This window comes from Pseudomonas sp. QC2 (genome assembly GCF_002859085.1).
In the GTDB taxonomy this organism is placed as follows: Bacteria; Pseudomonadota; Gammaproteobacteria; order Pseudomonadales; family Pseudomonadaceae; genus Aquipseudomonas; species Aquipseudomonas petroselini.
Window position 1 is genome coordinate 269,910 of sequence record NZ_PKKS01000023.1, and the last position, 15,709, is coordinate 285,618.

Sequence of the window (15,709 nt, forward strand, 5' to 3'; positions counted from 1 at the left end):
CTGGTTTCTCCTCCGTTTGCGCTCCTAAATCTCCGTTCTGTAAGGCTTTTCCTTGAATCCGCGCCTTGACGGTGTGGTGGGCGCATTCCTATAGTGTGCGCAAGTGGCGGAAAGTGGCACAAAGTGGGTTTTTTGAACGTAAAACGCTAAAATTTGGAGAAGCGCATCTGTGTTTCGCGGAGCTAACGCTATCAGTCTCGATGCAAAAGGCCGTCTCGCCATGCCGAGCCGGTATCGTGACGAGCTCATTTCGCGAAGTTCCGGACAGTTGATCATCACCATTGATGCCGTTGACCCTTGTTTATGTGTTTACCCGCTCGATGAGTGGGAGTTGATTGAAACCAAGTTGCGCGCCCTGCCTTCATTGCGTGAAGAAAACCGCCGCCTGCAGCGTTTGCTGATCGGTAATGCCGTCGACCTCGAGCTCGATGGCAGCGGTCGTTTCCTGGTGCCCCCGCGTTTGCGCGAGTACGCCAAGCTCGACAAGCGCGCAATGCTGGTCGGCCAACTGAACAAGTTCCAATTGTGGGACGAAGATGCCTGGGATGCTGTTTCTGCAGCTGACCTGGCTGCTATTCAACAACCGGGCGCCATGCCTGATGAACTGCGTGATTTGATCCTGTGACTATTGATAGCGGCTTTGACCACATCACCGTACTGCTTGACGAAGCCGTTGAGGCTCTCGCCGTACGCGCGGATGGCTGCTATTTGGATGGCACGTTCGGCAGGGGCGGGCATAGCCGGTTGATACTCAGCCAGCTCGGGTCCGACGGTAAGCTCCTCGGGTTCGACAAAGACCCCCAAGCGATTGCCACCGGGCAAGCGCTAGCGGCCGAAGACGGCCGCTTTGTCGTTGTGCAGCGCAGCTTTGCCGAGCTGGGTGCCGAAGTCGCCGAGCGCGGCATGGCAGGCAAGGTGGCCGGGGTTTTGCTCGATCTGGGCGTGTCTTCGCCACAGCTCGATGACCCTGAGCGCGGCTTCAGTTTCATGAACGATGGTCCGCTCGACATGCGCATGGACCCGACCCGTGGCGTGAGTGCTGCGCAGTTCATCGCCACCGCGCCAGTGGAAGAAATCGCCCGTGTGTTCAAGGAATACGGTGAAGAGCGCTTCGCCGGTCGCATGGCTCGCGCCGTGGTCGAGCGTCGCGAAATCCAGCCGTTTGAACGCACCGCTGACCTGGCCGAAGTGCTGAAGGTCGCCAACCCAGCGTGGGAAAAGGGCAAGAACCCGGCCACCCGTGCGTTCCAGGGCCTGCGCATTCACGTCAACAACGAATTGGGCGACCTGGAGGCCGGCCTCGAGGCTGCCCTCGAGGCCCTGGAAGTGGGGGGGCGCCTGGTGGTGATCAGCTTCCACTCCCTGGAAGACCGTATCGTCAAATTGTTCATGCGCCGCCTGGTCAAGGGCGAGTCCGACAACCTGCCGCGCAACCTGCCGGTGCGTTTCGAAGCTTTTGTGCCGAAAATCAAAATCCATGGCAAAGCGCAGTTCGCTTCCGAAGCCGAACTCAAGGCCAACCCACGTTCCCGTAGCGCTGTCATGCGTGTTGCGGAGAAGTTGCGGTGAGCAAGCTTTTCGCCAAGCCCCTCCCGGGCGGCAGCTTCTTTATGTTGCTGTTGTTTGTCGGCGTGCTGGTTTCCGCGATTGCGGTGTCCTACAGCGCCCACTACAACCGTCAACTGCTCAACACCCTGTACGGGGAATTGAGCGTGCGTGACAAGGCGCAAGCGGAATGGGGTCGGTTGATCCTGGAGCAAAGTACCTGGACGGCCCATAGCCGCATCGAAGTGCTGGCCACCGAACAGCTGAAAATGCACATTCCGGGCGCGGCTGACGTTCGCATGGTGGCGCCATGATGAAACTCGAGGGCGCACTCTACCCATGGCGTTTCCGCCTGATGCTCGGCTTGCTGGCATTGATGGTGGGTGCGATCGCCTGGCGGATCATCGACCTGCAAGTGGTCGACCGCGACTTCCTGATCGGCCAGGGCGACGCCCGCAGCCTGCGGCATATTCCGATTCCTGCGCACCGCGGCCTGATCACCGACCGTAATGGCGAGCCCCTGGCCGTCAGTACACCGGTGACTACCCTGTGGGCCAACGCCAAAGAATTGCAGGTCGCCAAAGACCGCTGGCCGCAACTCGCTGCCGCCCTGGGCCAGGACCCGAAAGCCTTGGCTGAACGCCTTGAGGCCCAGGCCAACAAAGAATTCATCTACCTGGTGCGCGGCTTGACCCCCGAGCAAGGCCAGCAAGTGCTCGACCTTAAAGTCCCTGGTGTCTACGGCATCGAGGAATTCCGTCGTTTCTACCCAGCCGGTGAAACCACCGCGCATATGGTTGGCTTTACCGACATCGATGACCACGGCCGCGAAGGTGTGGAACTGGCCTACGATGAATGGCTGGCCGGGGTTCCCGGCAAACGACAAGTCATCAAGGATCGGCGCGGTAGGCTGATCAAGGATGTCCAAGTCACCAAAAACGCCAAGGCCGGTAAGCCCTTGGCGTTGTCGATTGACCTGCGCCTGCAATACCTGGCCAACCGCGAGCTGCGTAACGCGATCATCGAGAACGGCGCGAAGGCCGGCAGCCTGGTGATCATGGACGTCAAGACCGGCGAGATCCTCGCCATGGTCAACCAGCCGACCTACAACCCGAATAACCGTCGCAACCTGCAACCGGCGATGATGCGCAACCGCGCCATGATCGACGTGTTCGAGCCGGGTTCGACCATGAAAGCCATCTCCATGAGTGCCGCCCTCGAAACCGGGCGCTGGAAACCCAGTGACAAGGTCGAGGTGTATCCGGGCACGTTGCAGTTAGGCAAATACACCATTCGTGACGTATCGCGCACCGAAGGTCCGGTGCTGGATTTGACAGGTATCCTGATCAACTCCAGTAACGTGGGCATGAGTAAGGTCGCCTTCGATATTGGCGGCGAAACCATCTACCACCTCGCACAGAAGATCGGTTTGGGCCAACCCACCGGCCTGGATTTCCCCGGCGAGCGCGTGGGTAACCTGCCGAACTACCGCGACTGGAAAAAGGCCGAGACCGCCACGCTTTCCTATGGTTACGGCCTGTCGGTGACGGCGATCCAATTGGCTCATGCTTTCTCTGTATTGGCGAATAATGGCCGCATGGTTCCACTGAGCCTGATCCACGTCGACGAGGCACCGAAAGCCACCCAGGTGATCCCTGAAAACGTCGCCAAGACCATGCAAGGCATGCTGCAACAAGTGATCGAAGCCCCTCGTGGCGTGTTCCGTGCCCAGGTGCCGGCGTACCACGTGGCCGGCAAGTCGGGTACGGCGCGTAAGACATCGGTTGGCACCAAGGGCTACGCCGAAAACTCCTACCGCTCGCTGTTCGCCGGTTTCGGCCCGATGAGCGACCCACGCTACGCCATCGTCGTGGTGATCGATGAACCGAGCAAAGCCGGTTACTTCGGTGGCCTGGTCTCGGCGCCGGTGTTCAGCAAAGTGATGTCCGGCACCCTGCGCCTGATGAACATCACGCCGGACAACCTGCCGCCGACCCAACAAGCGAACGCCGGACCACCGGCCGCTGCTGTAAAAGCCAATGGAGGGCGCGGCTGATGTCTCTTAGCCTGAACAAGATTTTTGCCCACGCCGGTCGTGATCTGTTGATTCGCGAGTTGACGCTGGACAGCCGTAACGTACGCGCCGGTGACCTGTTCCTGGCGGTGCCGGGCGGTAAGTACGATGGCCGTGCGCATATCGCCGATGCGTTGCAGCGCGGTGCTGCGGCAGTGGCTTATGAAGTGGAAGGCGCCACCGTGCTGCCGATCACCGATGTGCCGTTGATTCCGGTTAAAGGGTTGGCAAAACAGTTGTCGGATATTGCCGGTCGCTTCTATGGCGACCCGAGCCGTCACCTCAACCTGGTGGGCGTCACCGGTACCAACGGCAAGACCAGCGTGACCCAGCTGGTCGCGCAAGCGCTTGACCTGTTGGGGCAGCACTGCGGCATCGTCGGCACCTTGGGCACCGGCTTTTATGGCGCGCTGCAAAGCGGCCTGCACACCACGCCGAACCCGATCGCCGTGCAAGCGACCCTGGCCGACCTGAAAAAGGCCGGAGCCAAGGCGGTCGCCATGGAAGTTTCGTCCCACGGCCTGGATCAGGGCCGCGTTACCGCCCTGGCTTTTGACGTGGCGGTGATGACCAACTTGTCCCGCGATCACCTGGACTACCACGGCACCATGGAGGCTTACGCCGCCGCCAAGGCCAAGCTGTTTGCCTGGAATGACCTGAAGTGCCGGGTGGTCAACCTGGATGACGCATTCGGCCGCCAACTGGCCGCCGAAGACAGCGAAGCGCGCCTGATCAGCTACAGCCTGGAAGATTCCAGCGCGTACCTGTTCTGCCGCGAAGCCCAATTTAATGACGAAGGCGTGCGCGCCACGTTGGTCACGCCTCAGGGCGAACACCATTTGCGCAGCACGTTGCTCGGGCGCTTCAACCTGAGCAACGTCCTCGCCGCCATCGGTGCGCTGCTCGGCCTGGATTACGCCCTGGATGAAATCCTGCGCGTGCTGCCCAAGCTTGAGGGCCCGGCCGGTCGCATGCAGCGCCTTGGTGGCGGTAAGCAGCCGCTGGTGGTGGTCGATTACGCCCACACCCCCGACGCCCTGGAAAAAGTCCTGGAAGCCCTGCGCCCACACGCCAAGGGCAAATTGCTGTGCCTGTTCGGCTGTGGCGGTGATCGCGATCGCGGCAAGCGTCCGTTGATGGCCGAGATCGTCGAGCGCTTGGCCGATGGCGTGCTCGTCACCGACGACAACCCGCGTAGCGAAGACCCGAGCCAGATTTTCGACGACATCCGCGCGGGCTTCAACGACGTGTCCAAGGCCGCTTTCGTCGCCGGTCGCGGTGCGGCCATCGCCCAATTGATCGCCAGCGCCAGCGCTGACGACGTGGTGGTACTGGCCGGTAAAGGTCACGAGGACTATCAGGAAATCAACGGCGAACGCCATGCCTTCTCCGATCTGGTCGAGGCCGATCACGCCTTGACGGCCTGGGAGGTCGCCCATGCTTAAAGCGATGACATTCAACGAGCTGGCACATGCCTTGTCGGCCCGAGTGCTTTCGAGCGATTGCAGCTTCGACGGCGTCAGTATCGACAGTCGCAACATCAAGCCGGGGCAACTGTTTGTCGCGCTCGCCGGCCCGCGCTTCGATGGTCACGACTACCTGAATGACGTCGCCGCCAAAGGGGCTGTAGGTGCCTTGGTGCAGCGTGAAGTGGCGGACGCTGCATTGCCGCAACTGCTGGTCGCCGACACGCGCCTGGCCCTCGGCCAGCTGGGGGCGTTGAACCGTGTCGCATTCACTAATCCCGTTGCGGCCATCACCGGCTCCAGCGGCAAGACCACGGTCAAGGAACTGCTCGCTGGTGTGCTGCGCACGCGCGGCCCGGTGCTCGCTACCCGTGGCAACCTCAACAATGATTTCGGCGCACCCCTGACCCTGCTCGAACTGGCCCCGGAACACACGGCGGCGGTGATCGAACTGGGGGCTTCGCGCATCGGCGAAATCGCCTACACCGTGGCGCTGACCAAGCCCCACGTCGCGATTATCAACAACGCCGGTACCGCCCATGTCGGTGAGTTCGGTGGCCCGGAAAAAATCGTCGAAGCCAAGGGTGAAATCCTCGAAGGCCTCGACGCTTCGGGCACAGCGGTATTGAATCTGGACGATAAGGCCTTCGAAACCTGGCGTGTACGCGCCGCCGGTCGCAAGGTCCTGACGTTTGCCGTGCTCAACGCTGCGGCCGATTTCCATGCCTCGAACATCACTGTCGATGCCCGTGGTTGCCCGTCCTTTACCTTGCACTCCCCGCAAGGCAGCGAACATGTGCAGTTGAACCTGCTGGGTAACCATAACGTCGCCAATGCCTTGGCCGCTGCCGCTGCGGCCTATGCCTTGGGCGTGTCGTTGTTTGGTATCGCCACTGGCCTGGGCGCAGTGCAGCCGGTCAAGGGCCGCACCGTCGCGCAACTGGCAACTAACGGCATGCGCGTGATCGACGACACCTACAACGCGAACCAGTCCTCGGTCTGCGCCGCTATCGACCTGCTCAAAGGCTTCGACACTCGCAAGGTGCTGGTACTGGGCGATATCGCCGAACTGGGCGACTGGGCCGAGCAGTCCCACCGCGAAGTCGGCGCTTACGCCAGCGGCAAAGTCGATGCGCTCTACGCCGTCGGCCCGAACATGGCGCATGCCGTCAACGCGTTCGGGCCCGGTGCGCGGCATTTCGCGACCCAGGCCGAGCTGATCCAGGCGCTGACGGCGGCTGAACACGACACGCACACAACCATTTTGATCAAGGGATCGCGCAGCGCGGTGATGGAAAACGTCGTCGCGGCCTTGTGTGGCTCAAGTACGGAGAAACATTAATGCTGCTGCTGCTGGCTGAGTATCTGCAACAGTTCCACAAAGGCTTCGCGGTCTTTCAGTACCTGACCCTGCGCGGGATTCTGGGTGTGCTGACTGCGCTGTGTTTGTCGCTGTTCCTGGGGCCGTGGATGATCCGCACCCTGCAGAACCTGCAAATTGGTCAATCGGTCCGTAATGACGGCCCGCAGTCGCACCTGTCCAAATCCGGCACCCCGACCATGGGCGGCGCGCTGATCCTGTCGTCCATCGGCATCAGCACCCTGCTGTGGGCCGACCTGCACAACCGCTACGTATGGGTGGTGCTGTTGGTGACCTTGCTGTTCGGTGCCATCGGTTGGGTGGATGACTACCGCAAAGTGATCGAGAAAAACTCCAAGGGGCTGCCTAGCCGCTGGAAGTATTTCTGGCAGTCGGTGTTTGGCCTCGGCGCCGCGATTTTCCTCTACACGACAGCGCCAAGCGCGGTCGAAACCACCTTGATCATCCCGATGCTCAAGGACGCCAGCATTCCACTGGGCATCGGCTTCGTGGTGCTGACCTACTTCGTGATCGTCGGCTCCAGCAACGCGGTCAACCTGACCGACGGCCTCGACGGCCTGGCGATCATGCCGACGGTGATGGTGGGCGGCGCGCTCGGCATCTTCTGCTACCTGTCGGGTAACGTGAAATTCGCTGAATACCTGCTGATCCCTTATGTACCGGGCGCAGGTGAATTGATCGTGTTCTGCGGCGCGCTGATCGGTGCCGGCCTGGGGTTCCTGTGGTTCAACACCTACCCCGCACAAGTCTTCATGGGCGACGTCGGCGCACTGGCGCTGGGCGCAGCCCTCGGCACCATTGCAGTGATCGTGCGCCAGGAAATCGTGCTGTTCATCATGGGCGGTGTGTTCGTGATGGAAACCCTGTCGGTGGTCATCCAGGTGGCGTCCTTCAAGTTGACCGGGCGCCGCGTGTTCCGCATGGCGCCGATTCACCACCACTTTGAACTCAAGGGCTGGCCTGAGCCACGCGTGATTGTCCGTTTCTGGATCATCACCGTGATTCTGGTACTGGTCGGCCTTGCCACCCTGAAACTGAGGTAGAAACGAGTGTCCCTGATCGCTTCAGACCACTTCCGCATCGTTGTCGGCCTCGGCAAGAGCGGCATGTCCCTGGTTCGCTTCCTGGCGAACCGGGGCAAGCCGTTTGCTGTGGCCGATACGCGGGAAAATCCACCGGAGTTGGTCACGCTGCGCCGTGACTACCCGCACGTGGAAGTGCGTTGTGGCGAGCTGGATGTCGAGTTTCTGTGCCGCGCCGATGAGCTCTACGTGAGCCCCGGCCTGGCGTTGGCGACACCGGCCCTGCAAGCCGCAGCGGCGCGTGGCGTGAAACTGTCCGGCGATATCGACCTGTTCGCGCGTCACGCGAAGGCGCCGATCGTGGCGATCAGCGGTTCCAACGCAAAAAGCACCGTCACCACCCTGGTTGGCGAGATGGCTGTGGCGGCCGGTAAGCGTGTCGCCGTGGGCGGCAACCTCGGTACGCCGGCGCTGGACCTGCTCAGCGACGACATCGAGTTGTACGTGATGGAGCTGTCGAGCTTCCAGCTGGAAACGACTCACGACCTTGGTGCCGAAGTTGCCACCGTCTTGAACGTCAGCGAAGATCACATGGACCGCTACAGCGGCCTGCCGGCCTATCACCTGGCCAAGCACCGAATCTTCCGCGGCGCCAAGCAAGTGGTGGTCAACCGCCAGGATGCGCTGAGCCGTCCGCTGATGGGCGAGGGCCTGCCGTGCTGGACCTTCGGCCTGAGCAAACCCGATTTCAAAGCCTTCGGCATCCGCGAAGAGCACGGCGAGAAGTACCTGGCCTTCGAATTCCAGAACCTGATGCCGGTGCGCGAGCTGAAAATTCGTGGCGCGCATAACCAGTCCAACGCCCTTGCGGCCTTGGCGCTCGGGCATGCCGTGGGCTTGCCCTTCGACGCCATGCTCTCGAGCCTGCGCACCTTCGGCGGCCTCGAGCATCGCTGCCAGTGGGTGCGTGACCTCCACGGCGTCAGCTATTACAACGATTCCAAGGCCACCAACGTCGGTGCGGCCCTGGCTGCCATCGAAGGCCTTGGCGCCGATATTGAAGGCAAGCTGGTGCTGATCGCCGGTGGCGACGGCAAGGGCGCCGACTTCAAGGACCTTAAAGGCCCGGTGGCCACGCATTGCCGTGCCGTGGTGCTGATCGGGCGCGATTCTGACTTGATCGCCGCCGCCCTGGGCGATGCCGTGCCGCAAGTCCGCGCCACGTCGCTGGACGACGCCATCGCCCACTGCAAAGCCCTGGCCCAGCCGGGCGATGCGGTGTTGCTGTCACCGGCGTGCGCCAGCTTCGACATGTTCAAGAACTACGAAGAGCGCGGCCAGCTGTTCGCCCGCGCCGTGGAGGCCTTGGCATGAGTATCGACTTCAGAAACATCATCAAGCCGTACCCGTCGCCGATCATTACCGGGCGCGGTATCGACCTGGATTTCCCGATGCTCGCCGGTTGCCTGGCGTTGCTGGGCCTGGGGTTGGTGATGATCACTTCGGCGTCCTCTGAAGTGGCTGCCGTACAGTCGGGCAACACGCTCTACATGATGATCCGGCACTTGGTTTACCTGGTGATCGGCCTCGGTGCCTGCATCGTTACCATGATGATTCCCATCGCTACCTGGCAACGCCTGGGCTGGCTGATGCTGATCGGGGCGTTCGGCTTGCTGATCATGGTGATCCTGCCCGGCATCGGCCGGGAGGTGAACGGTTCGATGCGTTGGATCGGCTTCGGCGCGTTCAACGTGCAGCCGTCGGAAATCGCCAAGGTGTTCGTGGTGATTTACCTCGCCGGTTACCTGGTACGTCGCCAGAAAGAAGTGCGCGAAAGCTGGATGGGCTTTTTCAAACCGTTCATCGTGCTGTTGCCCATGGCTGGCCTGCTGCTGATGGAGCCCGACTTCGGGGCCACCGTCGTGATGATGGGGGCGGCGGCGGCGATGTTGTTCCTCGGCGGCGTGGGCCTGTTCCGCTTCACCTTGATGGTGGTGCTGGCGGTGGCGGCGGTGACGGTGCTCGTGCAAGCGCAACCCTACCGGATGGCGCGTCTGATCACGTTTACCGACCCCTGGTCCGATCAGTTCGGCTCCGGTTACCAATTGACCCAGGCGTTGATCGCCTTTGGTCGTGGCGAGTGGCTGGGCGTCGGCCTGGGCAACAGCGTGCAAAAACAGTTCTACCTGCCGGAAGCGCACACCGACTTCGTGTTCTCGGTGTTGGCCGAAGAATTGGGCGTGGTGGGTTCGCTGTGCACCGTCGCGTTGTTCGTGTTCGTGTGTGTGCGCGGCATGTACATCGGCATGTGGGCCGAGAAGGCCAAACAGTATTTCGCTGCTTACGTGGCGTACGGCTTGTCGTTCCTGTGGATCGGCCAGTTCCTGATCAATATCGGCGTGAACGTCGGCCTGCTGCCGACCAAGGGCCTGACGTTGCCGTTCCTCAGCTACGGCGGCAGTTCGTTGGTGATCTGCTGCGCCTGTCTTGGCTTGTTGCTGCGCATTGAGTGGGAGAGTCGTACCCACCTGGGCAGCGAAGAGATGGAGTTCAGCGAAAGCGACTTCGCCGAGGAGCCGACCCATGGGCGCTAACGTGCTGATCATGGCTGGCGGCACCGGGGGCCACGTGTTCCCGGCTTTGGCCTGCGCGCGGGAATTCCAGAACCGTGGCTACACCGTGCACTGGTTGGGTACACCGCGTGGCATCGAAAATGAACTGGTGCCCAATGCTGGCTTGCCGCTGCACCTGATCAACGTCACCGGCCTGCGCGGCAAGGGCAAACTGTCTCTGCTCAAGGCGCCGTTCGTGTTGCTCAAGGCGGTGTGGCAGGCGCGCAAAGTGATTCGCGACGTGCAGCCGGTGTGTGTGCTCGGGTTTGGCGGTTATGTGACCGGTCCTGGTGGTGTGGCGGCGAAGCTCGCCGGCGTGCCGGTGATTGTGCACGAACAGAACGCCGTCGCCGGCACCGCCAACCGCTTGCTGGTGCCCTTGGCCGCACGGGTGTGTGAAGCGTTCCCGAATACGTTCAGTGCGTCGGACAAGCGCCGCACCACCGGCAACCCGGTGCGCACCGAACTGTTCATGGACATCGCCCGCCAGGCGTTGGCCGGGCGCAAGGCGCACCTGCTGATCCTGGGCGGAAGCCTGGGCGCCGAGCCGCTGAACAAATTGCTGCCGGAAGCGGTGGCGCAACTCCCTGCAGAATTGCGCCCGGAGATCTTCCACCAGGCCGGCAAGAACCACGATGAAGTCACCGCCACGCGTTACCGCGAAGCCGGTGTGGAGGCGAACGTACAGCCTTTCATCAAAGACATGGCCCATGCCTATGGCTGGGCCGACCTGGTGGTCTGTCGCGCTGGTGCGCTGACCGTCAGTGAACTGGCCGCCGCCGGTCTGCCGTCCTTGCTGGTGCCTTTGCCCCATGCGATTGACGATCATCAGACCCGCAACGCCGAATATTTGGCCGGGGAGGGCGCTGCCTTCCTGCTGCCGCAAAGAACGACTGGCGCCGCCGATTTGGCCGCACGCCTGACCGAGGTTTTGATGCAACCGGAACGACTCAACAGCATGGCGAGCACCGCAAGCCGCCTGGCCAAACCTGACGCAACCCGCACCGTGGTCGATATCTGCCTGGAGGTGGCCCATGGTTGAGAATCAGAAAGCCATGCCACAACCTGAGATGCGCCGCATCCGTCGCATCCACTTCGTTGGTATCGGCGGCGTGGGTATGTGCGGCATTGCCGAAGTGCTGCTGAACCTGGGTTATCAGGTATCCGGCTCCGACTTGAAAGAGTCGCCGGTCACCGATCGCCTGAAATCCTTTGGCGCACAGATCTTTATCGGCCACCGTGCCGAGAACGCCGCTGAGGCTGACGTGCTGGTGGTTTCCAGCGCCGTGAACACCTCCAACCCGGAAGTGGCGACGGCCCTTGAGCGCCGCATTCCCGTGGTGCCACGCGCCGAGATGCTGGCCGAGTTGATGCGCTACCGCCACGGCATTGCCGTCGCCGGTACCCATGGCAAGACCACCACCACCAGCCTGATCGCCTCGGTATTCGCCGCCGGTGGCCTGGACCCGACGTTTGTCATCGGTGGCCGCCTGAATGCAGCCGGTACCAATGCCCAGCTCGGCACCAGCCGTTACCTGATCGCCGAAGCCGACGAAAGTGATGCCAGCTTCCTGCACCTGCAACCGCTGGTGGCCGTGGTCACCAACATCGACGCCGACCACATGGCGACCTACGACGGTGACTTCAACAAGTTGAAGAAAACCTTCGTCGAGTTCCTGCACAACCTGCCGTTCTACGGTCTGGCCGTGGTGTGCCTGGATGATCCGGTGGTGCGTGAAATCCTGCCGCAGGTCAAGCGCCCGACCGTGACCTACGGCTTCAGCGAAGACGCCGACGTGCGCGCGATCAATGTGCGCCAGGAAGGCATGCAAACCTACTTCACCGTGCTGCGTCCCGACCGTGAGCCGCTGGACGTCTCGGTGAACATGCCGGGCAACCACAACGTGTTGAATTCCCTGGCGACCATTTGCATCGCCACCGATGAAGGCGTCAGCGATGAAGCCATCGTCGAAGGCCTGTCGCGCTTTGCCGGTGTTGGCCGTCGCTTCCAGGTCTACGGCCAACTGCCGGTAGAAGGCGGCGATGTGATGCTGGTGGACGATTACGGTCACCACCCGACCGAAGTCGCCGCCGTGATCAAGGCTGTGCGGGGTGGCTGGCCGGAGCGCCGCCTGGTGATGGTGTACCAGCCGCACCGCTACAGCCGTACCCGCGACCTGTATGACGACTTCGTCAATGTACTGGCCGATGCCAACGTGCTGCTGCTGATGGAAGTCTACCCGGCCGGTGAAGAGCCGATCCCGGGCGCCGACAGCCGCAAGCTGTGCAACAGCATCCGCCAGCGTGGCCAGTTGGACCCGATCTACATCGAGCGCGGTGTGGACCTGGCGCCGATCGTCAAGCCGCTGCTGCGTGCCGGCGACATCCTGCTGTGCCAGGGCGCTGGTGATATCGGTGGTCTAGCACCTAAGTTGCTCGCCAGTCCGCTGTTTGCAGCCGCCCAGGGGAAGTCGAAATGACCACTGACTACGGCTCCCTGTTCTCGACCATCACGCCAGCCGACTTCGGCCGCGTGGCGGTGCTGTTCGGCGGCAAGAGCGCCGAGCGCGAAGTGTCGCTCAAGTCCGGCAACGCCGTGCTCGAAGCCCTGCAAAGCGCCGGTGTGAACGCGTTCGGCATCGATGTGGGCGATGATTTCCTCGCTCGCCTGCAGGCCGAGAAGATCGACCGTGCCTTCATCATCCTGCACGGTCGTGGCGGTGAAGACGGCAGCATGCAAGGCCTGCTGGAGTGCGCCGGCATTCCTTATACCGGCAGCGGCATCCTCGCCTCGGCGCTGGCCATGGACAAGCTGCGCACCAAGCAGGTGTGGCACAGCCTGGGTATTCCAACACCGCGTCACAGTGTGCTGTGCAGCGAAGACGATTGTATTTCTTCAGCCAAGGAACTGGGCCTGCCTTTGATCGTCAAACCAGCCCATGAAGGCTCCAGTATCGGCATGGCTAAAGTGAACTCGGCCGCCGAATTGATCGACGCATGGAAAGCGGCAAGTACCTACGATTCGCAAGTGTTGGTGGAACAGTGGATCCAAGGTCCCGAGTACACCATCGCCACCCTGCGTGGCCAGGTATTGCCGCCTATCGCATTGGGCACGCCCCACACCTTTTACGACTACGACGCCAAGTACGTGGCTTCCGATACCCAGTACCGGATCCCGTGCGGCCTCGACGCAGCCAAGGAACAGGAATTGATGGACCTCACGGCGAAAGCCTGTGAGGCGCTGGGTATCGCCGGTTGGGCGCGGGCAGACGTGATGCAGGATGACCAAGGGAATTTCTGGTTCCTGGAAGTCAACACTGCACCGGGCATGACCGATCACAGCCTGGTACCTATGGCCGCCCGTGCCGCCGGTCTGGACTTCCAGCAGTTGGTGCTGGCGATCCTGGCCGCAAGCATTGAGCCCAGAGGCTAAGACATGAAAGGCGCATCGCTTCGTCATCAGCCCCCACAAGCACCGAGCCGCAAGCCGGTGCCACGGGGTGCCAGCCGAATGGTGGCTAAAGAGCCGATGTCGGCGCGCCTGCCGAAAGCCAATTTTGGTTTCCTCAAGGCGCTGTTCTGGCCGGTGCTGCTGGTGGTGTTGGGCTTCGGCACTTACGAGGGCGCACAGCGTCTATTGCCGTACGCCGACCGGCCGATCACCAAGATCAGCGTACAGGGCGACCTGAGTTACATCAGTCAGCAAGCGGTACAGCAGCGCATCGGCCCGTACCTGGCGGCGAGCTTCTTTACCATCGACCTGGCGGGTATGCGCGCCGAGTTGGAACAGATGCCGTGGATCGCCCACGCCGAGGTCCGCCGCGTGTGGCCGGACCAGGTGACGATCCGCCTGGAAGAACAACTGCCCGTGGCCCGTTGGGGTGACGAGGCGCTGTTGAACAACCAGGGCCAGGCATTCACCCCGCGTGAGCTGGCCAATTACGAGCACCTGCCGCAGCTGTTCGGGCCGCAGCGGGCGCAGCAGCAAGTGATGCAGCAGTACCAGGCCTTGAGCCAGATGCTGCGGCCACTGGGCTTCTCCATTGCACGACTGGAACTGCGTGAACGGGGCAGCTGGTTTTTGACGACCGGGGCAGGCAGTTCCGGCCCGGGCATCCAGTTGTTGCTGGGACGCGACCGCTTGGTGGAAAAGATGCGCCGCTTCATTGCCATCTATGACAAGACCTTGAAAGAACAGATTACGAACATTGCGAGCGTCGACCTGCGTTACGCCAACGGCCTTGCCGTCGGCTGGCGTGAACCGGCTGCGCCCACGGCAGCGCAACCCGCTGTCGCGAAGAATTAAGAAGAGGCAGGACCCATGGCAAACGTGCAAAGCGGCAAAATGATCGTCGGTCTCGATATCGGCACCTCCAAGGTGGTGGCGCTGGTGGGCGAGGTCGGGGAAGACGGCGTCATCGAAATCGTCGGTATTGGCACGCATCCGTCCCGGGGCCTGAAGAAGGGCGTGGTGGTGAACATCGAGTCCACCGTGCAATCGATCCAGCGCGCCATCGAAGAAGCGCAGCTGATGGCGGGTTGCCGGATTCACTCGGCGTTCGTCGGCGTGGCCGGCAACCATATCCGTAGCCTGAACTCCCACGGCATCGTGGCGATCCGCGACCGCGAAGTCAGCTCGGCCGACCTTGAGCGCGTCCTCGACGCTGCCCAGGCCGTGGCGATCCCGGCTGACCAGCGCGTGCTGCACACCCTGCCGCAGGACTACGTGATCGATAACCAGGAAGGCGTTCGCGAGCCCCTGGGCATGTCGGGCGTACGTCTGGAAGCCAAGGTTCACGTGGTGACCTGCGCCGTCAATGCTGCACAGAACATTGAAAAATGCGTGCGCCGCTGCGGCCTGGAAATCGACGACATCATTCTTGAGCAGTTGGCCTCGGCTTACTCGGTACTGACCGACGACGAAAAAGAGCTGGGCGTCTGCCTGGTCGACATCGGCGGCGGCACCACCGACATCGCGATCTTCACCGAGGGTGCGATCCGTCACACCGCCGTGATCCCGATTGCCGGCGACCAGGTCACCAACGACATCGCCATGGCGCTGCGTACGCCGACCCAGTACGCCGAAGAAATCAAGATCCGCTACGCCTGCGCCCTGGCCAAGCTGGCCGGTGCCGGCGAGACCATCAAGGTGCCAAGCGTGGGCGACCGTCCACCGCGCGAACTGTCGCGCCAGGCTCTGGCTGAAGTGGTCGAGCCGCGTTACGACGAGCTGTTCACCCTGATCCAGGCTGAACTGCGCCGCAGCGGCTACGAAGATTTGATCCCGGCCGGCATCGTGCTGACCGGTGGCACCTCGAAGATGGAAGGCGCGGTCGAACTGGCCGAGGAAATCTTCCACATGCCGGTTCGCCTGGGCGTACCCCATGGCGTCAAAGGCCTGGGCGACGTGGTGCGCAACCCGATTTATTCCACCGGTGTGGGCTTGCTGTTGTACGGGCTGCAAAAGCAGACCGACGGCATTTCCCTGTCGGGCCCGAGCAACCGTGACAGCTACCGCAGCGACGACGAGGCGAAAGCGCCGTTGTTCGAGCGGCTGCAGGCTTGGGTCAAGGGCAATTTCTAACGATTTACCGCAACACCGCAGTAAG

14 protein-coding genes are annotated in these 15,709 nt (G+C 62.2%); all 14 read left to right on the forward strand.

The features are described from left to right. Positions 1-169: 169 nt before the first annotated feature. Genes mraZ through ftsA form a run of 14 tightly spaced genes read left to right on the forward strand, consistent with a single transcriptional unit; the run spans position 170 to position 15,684 of the window. Positions 170-625, forward strand: coding sequence for a division/cell wall cluster transcriptional repressor MraZ (gene mraZ / locus QCBJ_RS22025; protein WP_003171868.1), 456 nt, complete (start codon positions 170-172; stop codon positions 623-625). Next, positions 622-1,569, forward strand: a complete 948-nt coding sequence (rsmH, locus tag QCBJ_RS22030; protein WP_371916682.1) for a 16S rRNA (cytosine(1402)-N(4))-methyltransferase RsmH — start codon at positions 622-624, stop codon at positions 1,567-1,569. The genes mraZ and rsmH overlap by 4 nt, the downstream gene beginning before the upstream one ends. Beyond that, a complete protein-coding gene (gene ftsL / locus QCBJ_RS22035; protein WP_004371991.1) occupies positions 1,566-1,859 on the forward strand; it encodes a cell division protein FtsL in 294 nt (97 codons plus the stop codon). Before rsmH ends, ftsL begins: the two co-directional genes overlap by 4 nt. Then, a complete protein-coding gene (locus tag QCBJ_RS22040) occupies positions 1,859-3,601 on the forward strand; it encodes a penicillin-binding protein 2 (RefSeq protein ID WP_163825657.1) in 1,743 nt (580 codons plus the stop codon). The genes ftsL and QCBJ_RS22040 overlap by 1 nt, the downstream gene beginning before the upstream one ends. After that, positions 3,601-5,064 (forward strand): UDP-N-acetylmuramoyl-L-alanyl-D-glutamate--2,6-diaminopimelate ligase, encoded by a 1,464-nt coding sequence (locus QCBJ_RS22045; protein WP_093542154.1) that lies wholly within the window; start codon positions 3,601-3,603, stop codon positions 5,062-5,064. The genes QCBJ_RS22040 and QCBJ_RS22045 overlap by 1 nt, the downstream gene beginning before the upstream one ends. After that, positions 5,057-6,427: a UDP-N-acetylmuramoyl-tripeptide--D-alanyl-D-alanine ligase gene (gene murF, locus QCBJ_RS22050; RefSeq protein WP_102061597.1), complete on the forward strand. Its 1,371-nt coding sequence runs from the start codon at positions 5,057-5,059 to the stop codon at positions 6,425-6,427. The genes QCBJ_RS22045 and murF overlap by 8 nt, the downstream gene beginning before the upstream one ends. Then, a complete protein-coding gene (gene mraY, locus QCBJ_RS22055) occupies positions 6,427-7,509 on the forward strand; it encodes a phospho-N-acetylmuramoyl-pentapeptide-transferase (RefSeq protein ID WP_064054787.1) in 1,083 nt (360 codons plus the stop codon). Before murF ends, mraY begins: the two co-directional genes overlap by 1 nt. Before the next feature lie 6 nt (positions 7,510-7,515). Further along, positions 7,516-8,862 (forward strand): UDP-N-acetylmuramoyl-L-alanine--D-glutamate ligase, encoded by a 1,347-nt coding sequence (gene murD, locus QCBJ_RS22060; protein WP_102061598.1) that lies wholly within the window; start codon positions 7,516-7,518, stop codon positions 8,860-8,862. Further along, on the forward strand, positions 8,859-10,082 hold the full coding sequence (gene ftsW / locus QCBJ_RS22065) for a putative lipid II flippase FtsW (protein WP_012722295.1): 1,224 nt from the start codon (positions 8,859-8,861) through the stop codon (positions 10,080-10,082). The genes murD and ftsW overlap by 4 nt, the downstream gene beginning before the upstream one ends. Further along, a complete protein-coding gene (gene murG, locus QCBJ_RS22070; RefSeq protein ID WP_012722296.1) occupies positions 10,072-11,142 on the forward strand; it encodes an undecaprenyldiphospho-muramoylpentapeptide beta-N-acetylglucosaminyltransferase in 1,071 nt (356 codons plus the stop codon). Before ftsW ends, murG begins: the two co-directional genes overlap by 11 nt. Beyond that, positions 11,135-12,580, forward strand: a complete 1,446-nt coding sequence (murC, locus tag QCBJ_RS22075) for a UDP-N-acetylmuramate--L-alanine ligase (RefSeq protein WP_012722297.1) — start codon at positions 11,135-11,137, stop codon at positions 12,578-12,580. The genes murG and murC overlap by 8 nt, the downstream gene beginning before the upstream one ends. Beyond that, positions 12,577-13,533, forward strand: a complete 957-nt coding sequence (locus tag QCBJ_RS22080) for a D-alanine--D-alanine ligase (RefSeq protein ID WP_102061599.1) — start codon at positions 12,577-12,579, stop codon at positions 13,531-13,533. The genes murC and QCBJ_RS22080 overlap by 4 nt, the downstream gene beginning before the upstream one ends. A 3-nt stretch (positions 13,534-13,536) precedes the next feature. Beyond that, positions 13,537-14,406: a cell division protein FtsQ/DivIB gene (locus QCBJ_RS22085; RefSeq protein ID WP_046034338.1), complete on the forward strand. Its 870-nt coding sequence runs from the start codon at positions 13,537-13,539 to the stop codon at positions 14,404-14,406. A 15-nt stretch (positions 14,407-14,421) separates the two neighbouring features. After that, complete coding sequence (ftsA, locus tag QCBJ_RS22090) at positions 14,422-15,684, forward strand: cell division protein FtsA (RefSeq protein ID WP_010213031.1); 1,263 nt, start codon at positions 14,422-14,424, stop codon at positions 15,682-15,684. Positions 15,685-15,709: the final 25 nt, after the last annotated feature.

What these genes read in the sequence shown, in the direction of transcription:
- QCBJ_RS22040 (WP_163825657.1), top strand. Translation starts at nt 1,859, where the DNA reads ATGAAACTCGAGGGCGCACTCTACCCATGGCGTTTCCGCCTGATGCTC.
- QCBJ_RS22045 (WP_093542154.1), top strand. Translation starts at nt 3,601, where the DNA reads ATGTCTCTTAGCCTGAACAAGATTTTTGCCCACGCCGGTCGTGATCTG.
- murF (WP_102061597.1), top strand. Translation starts at nt 5,057, where the DNA reads ATGCTTAAAGCGATGACATTCAACGAGCTGGCACATGCCTTGTCGGCC.
- mraY (WP_064054787.1), top strand. Translation starts at nt 6,427, where the DNA reads ATGCTGCTGCTGCTGGCTGAGTATCTGCAACAGTTCCACAAAGGCTTC.
- ftsW (WP_012722295.1), top strand. Translation starts at nt 8,859, where the DNA reads ATGAGTATCGACTTCAGAAACATCATCAAGCCGTACCCGTCGCCGATC.
- murG (WP_012722296.1), top strand. Translation starts at nt 10,072, where the DNA reads ATGGGCGCTAACGTGCTGATCATGGCTGGCGGCACCGGGGGCCACGTG.
- murC (WP_012722297.1), top strand. Translation starts at nt 11,135, where the DNA reads ATGGTTGAGAATCAGAAAGCCATGCCACAACCTGAGATGCGCCGCATC.
- QCBJ_RS22080 (WP_102061599.1), top strand. Translation starts at nt 12,577, where the DNA reads ATGACCACTGACTACGGCTCCCTGTTCTCGACCATCACGCCAGCCGAC.
- QCBJ_RS22085 (WP_046034338.1), top strand. Translation starts at nt 13,537, where the DNA reads ATGAAAGGCGCATCGCTTCGTCATCAGCCCCCACAAGCACCGAGCCGC.
- ftsA (WP_010213031.1), top strand. Translation starts at nt 14,422, where the DNA reads ATGGCAAACGTGCAAAGCGGCAAAATGATCGTCGGTCTCGATATCGGC.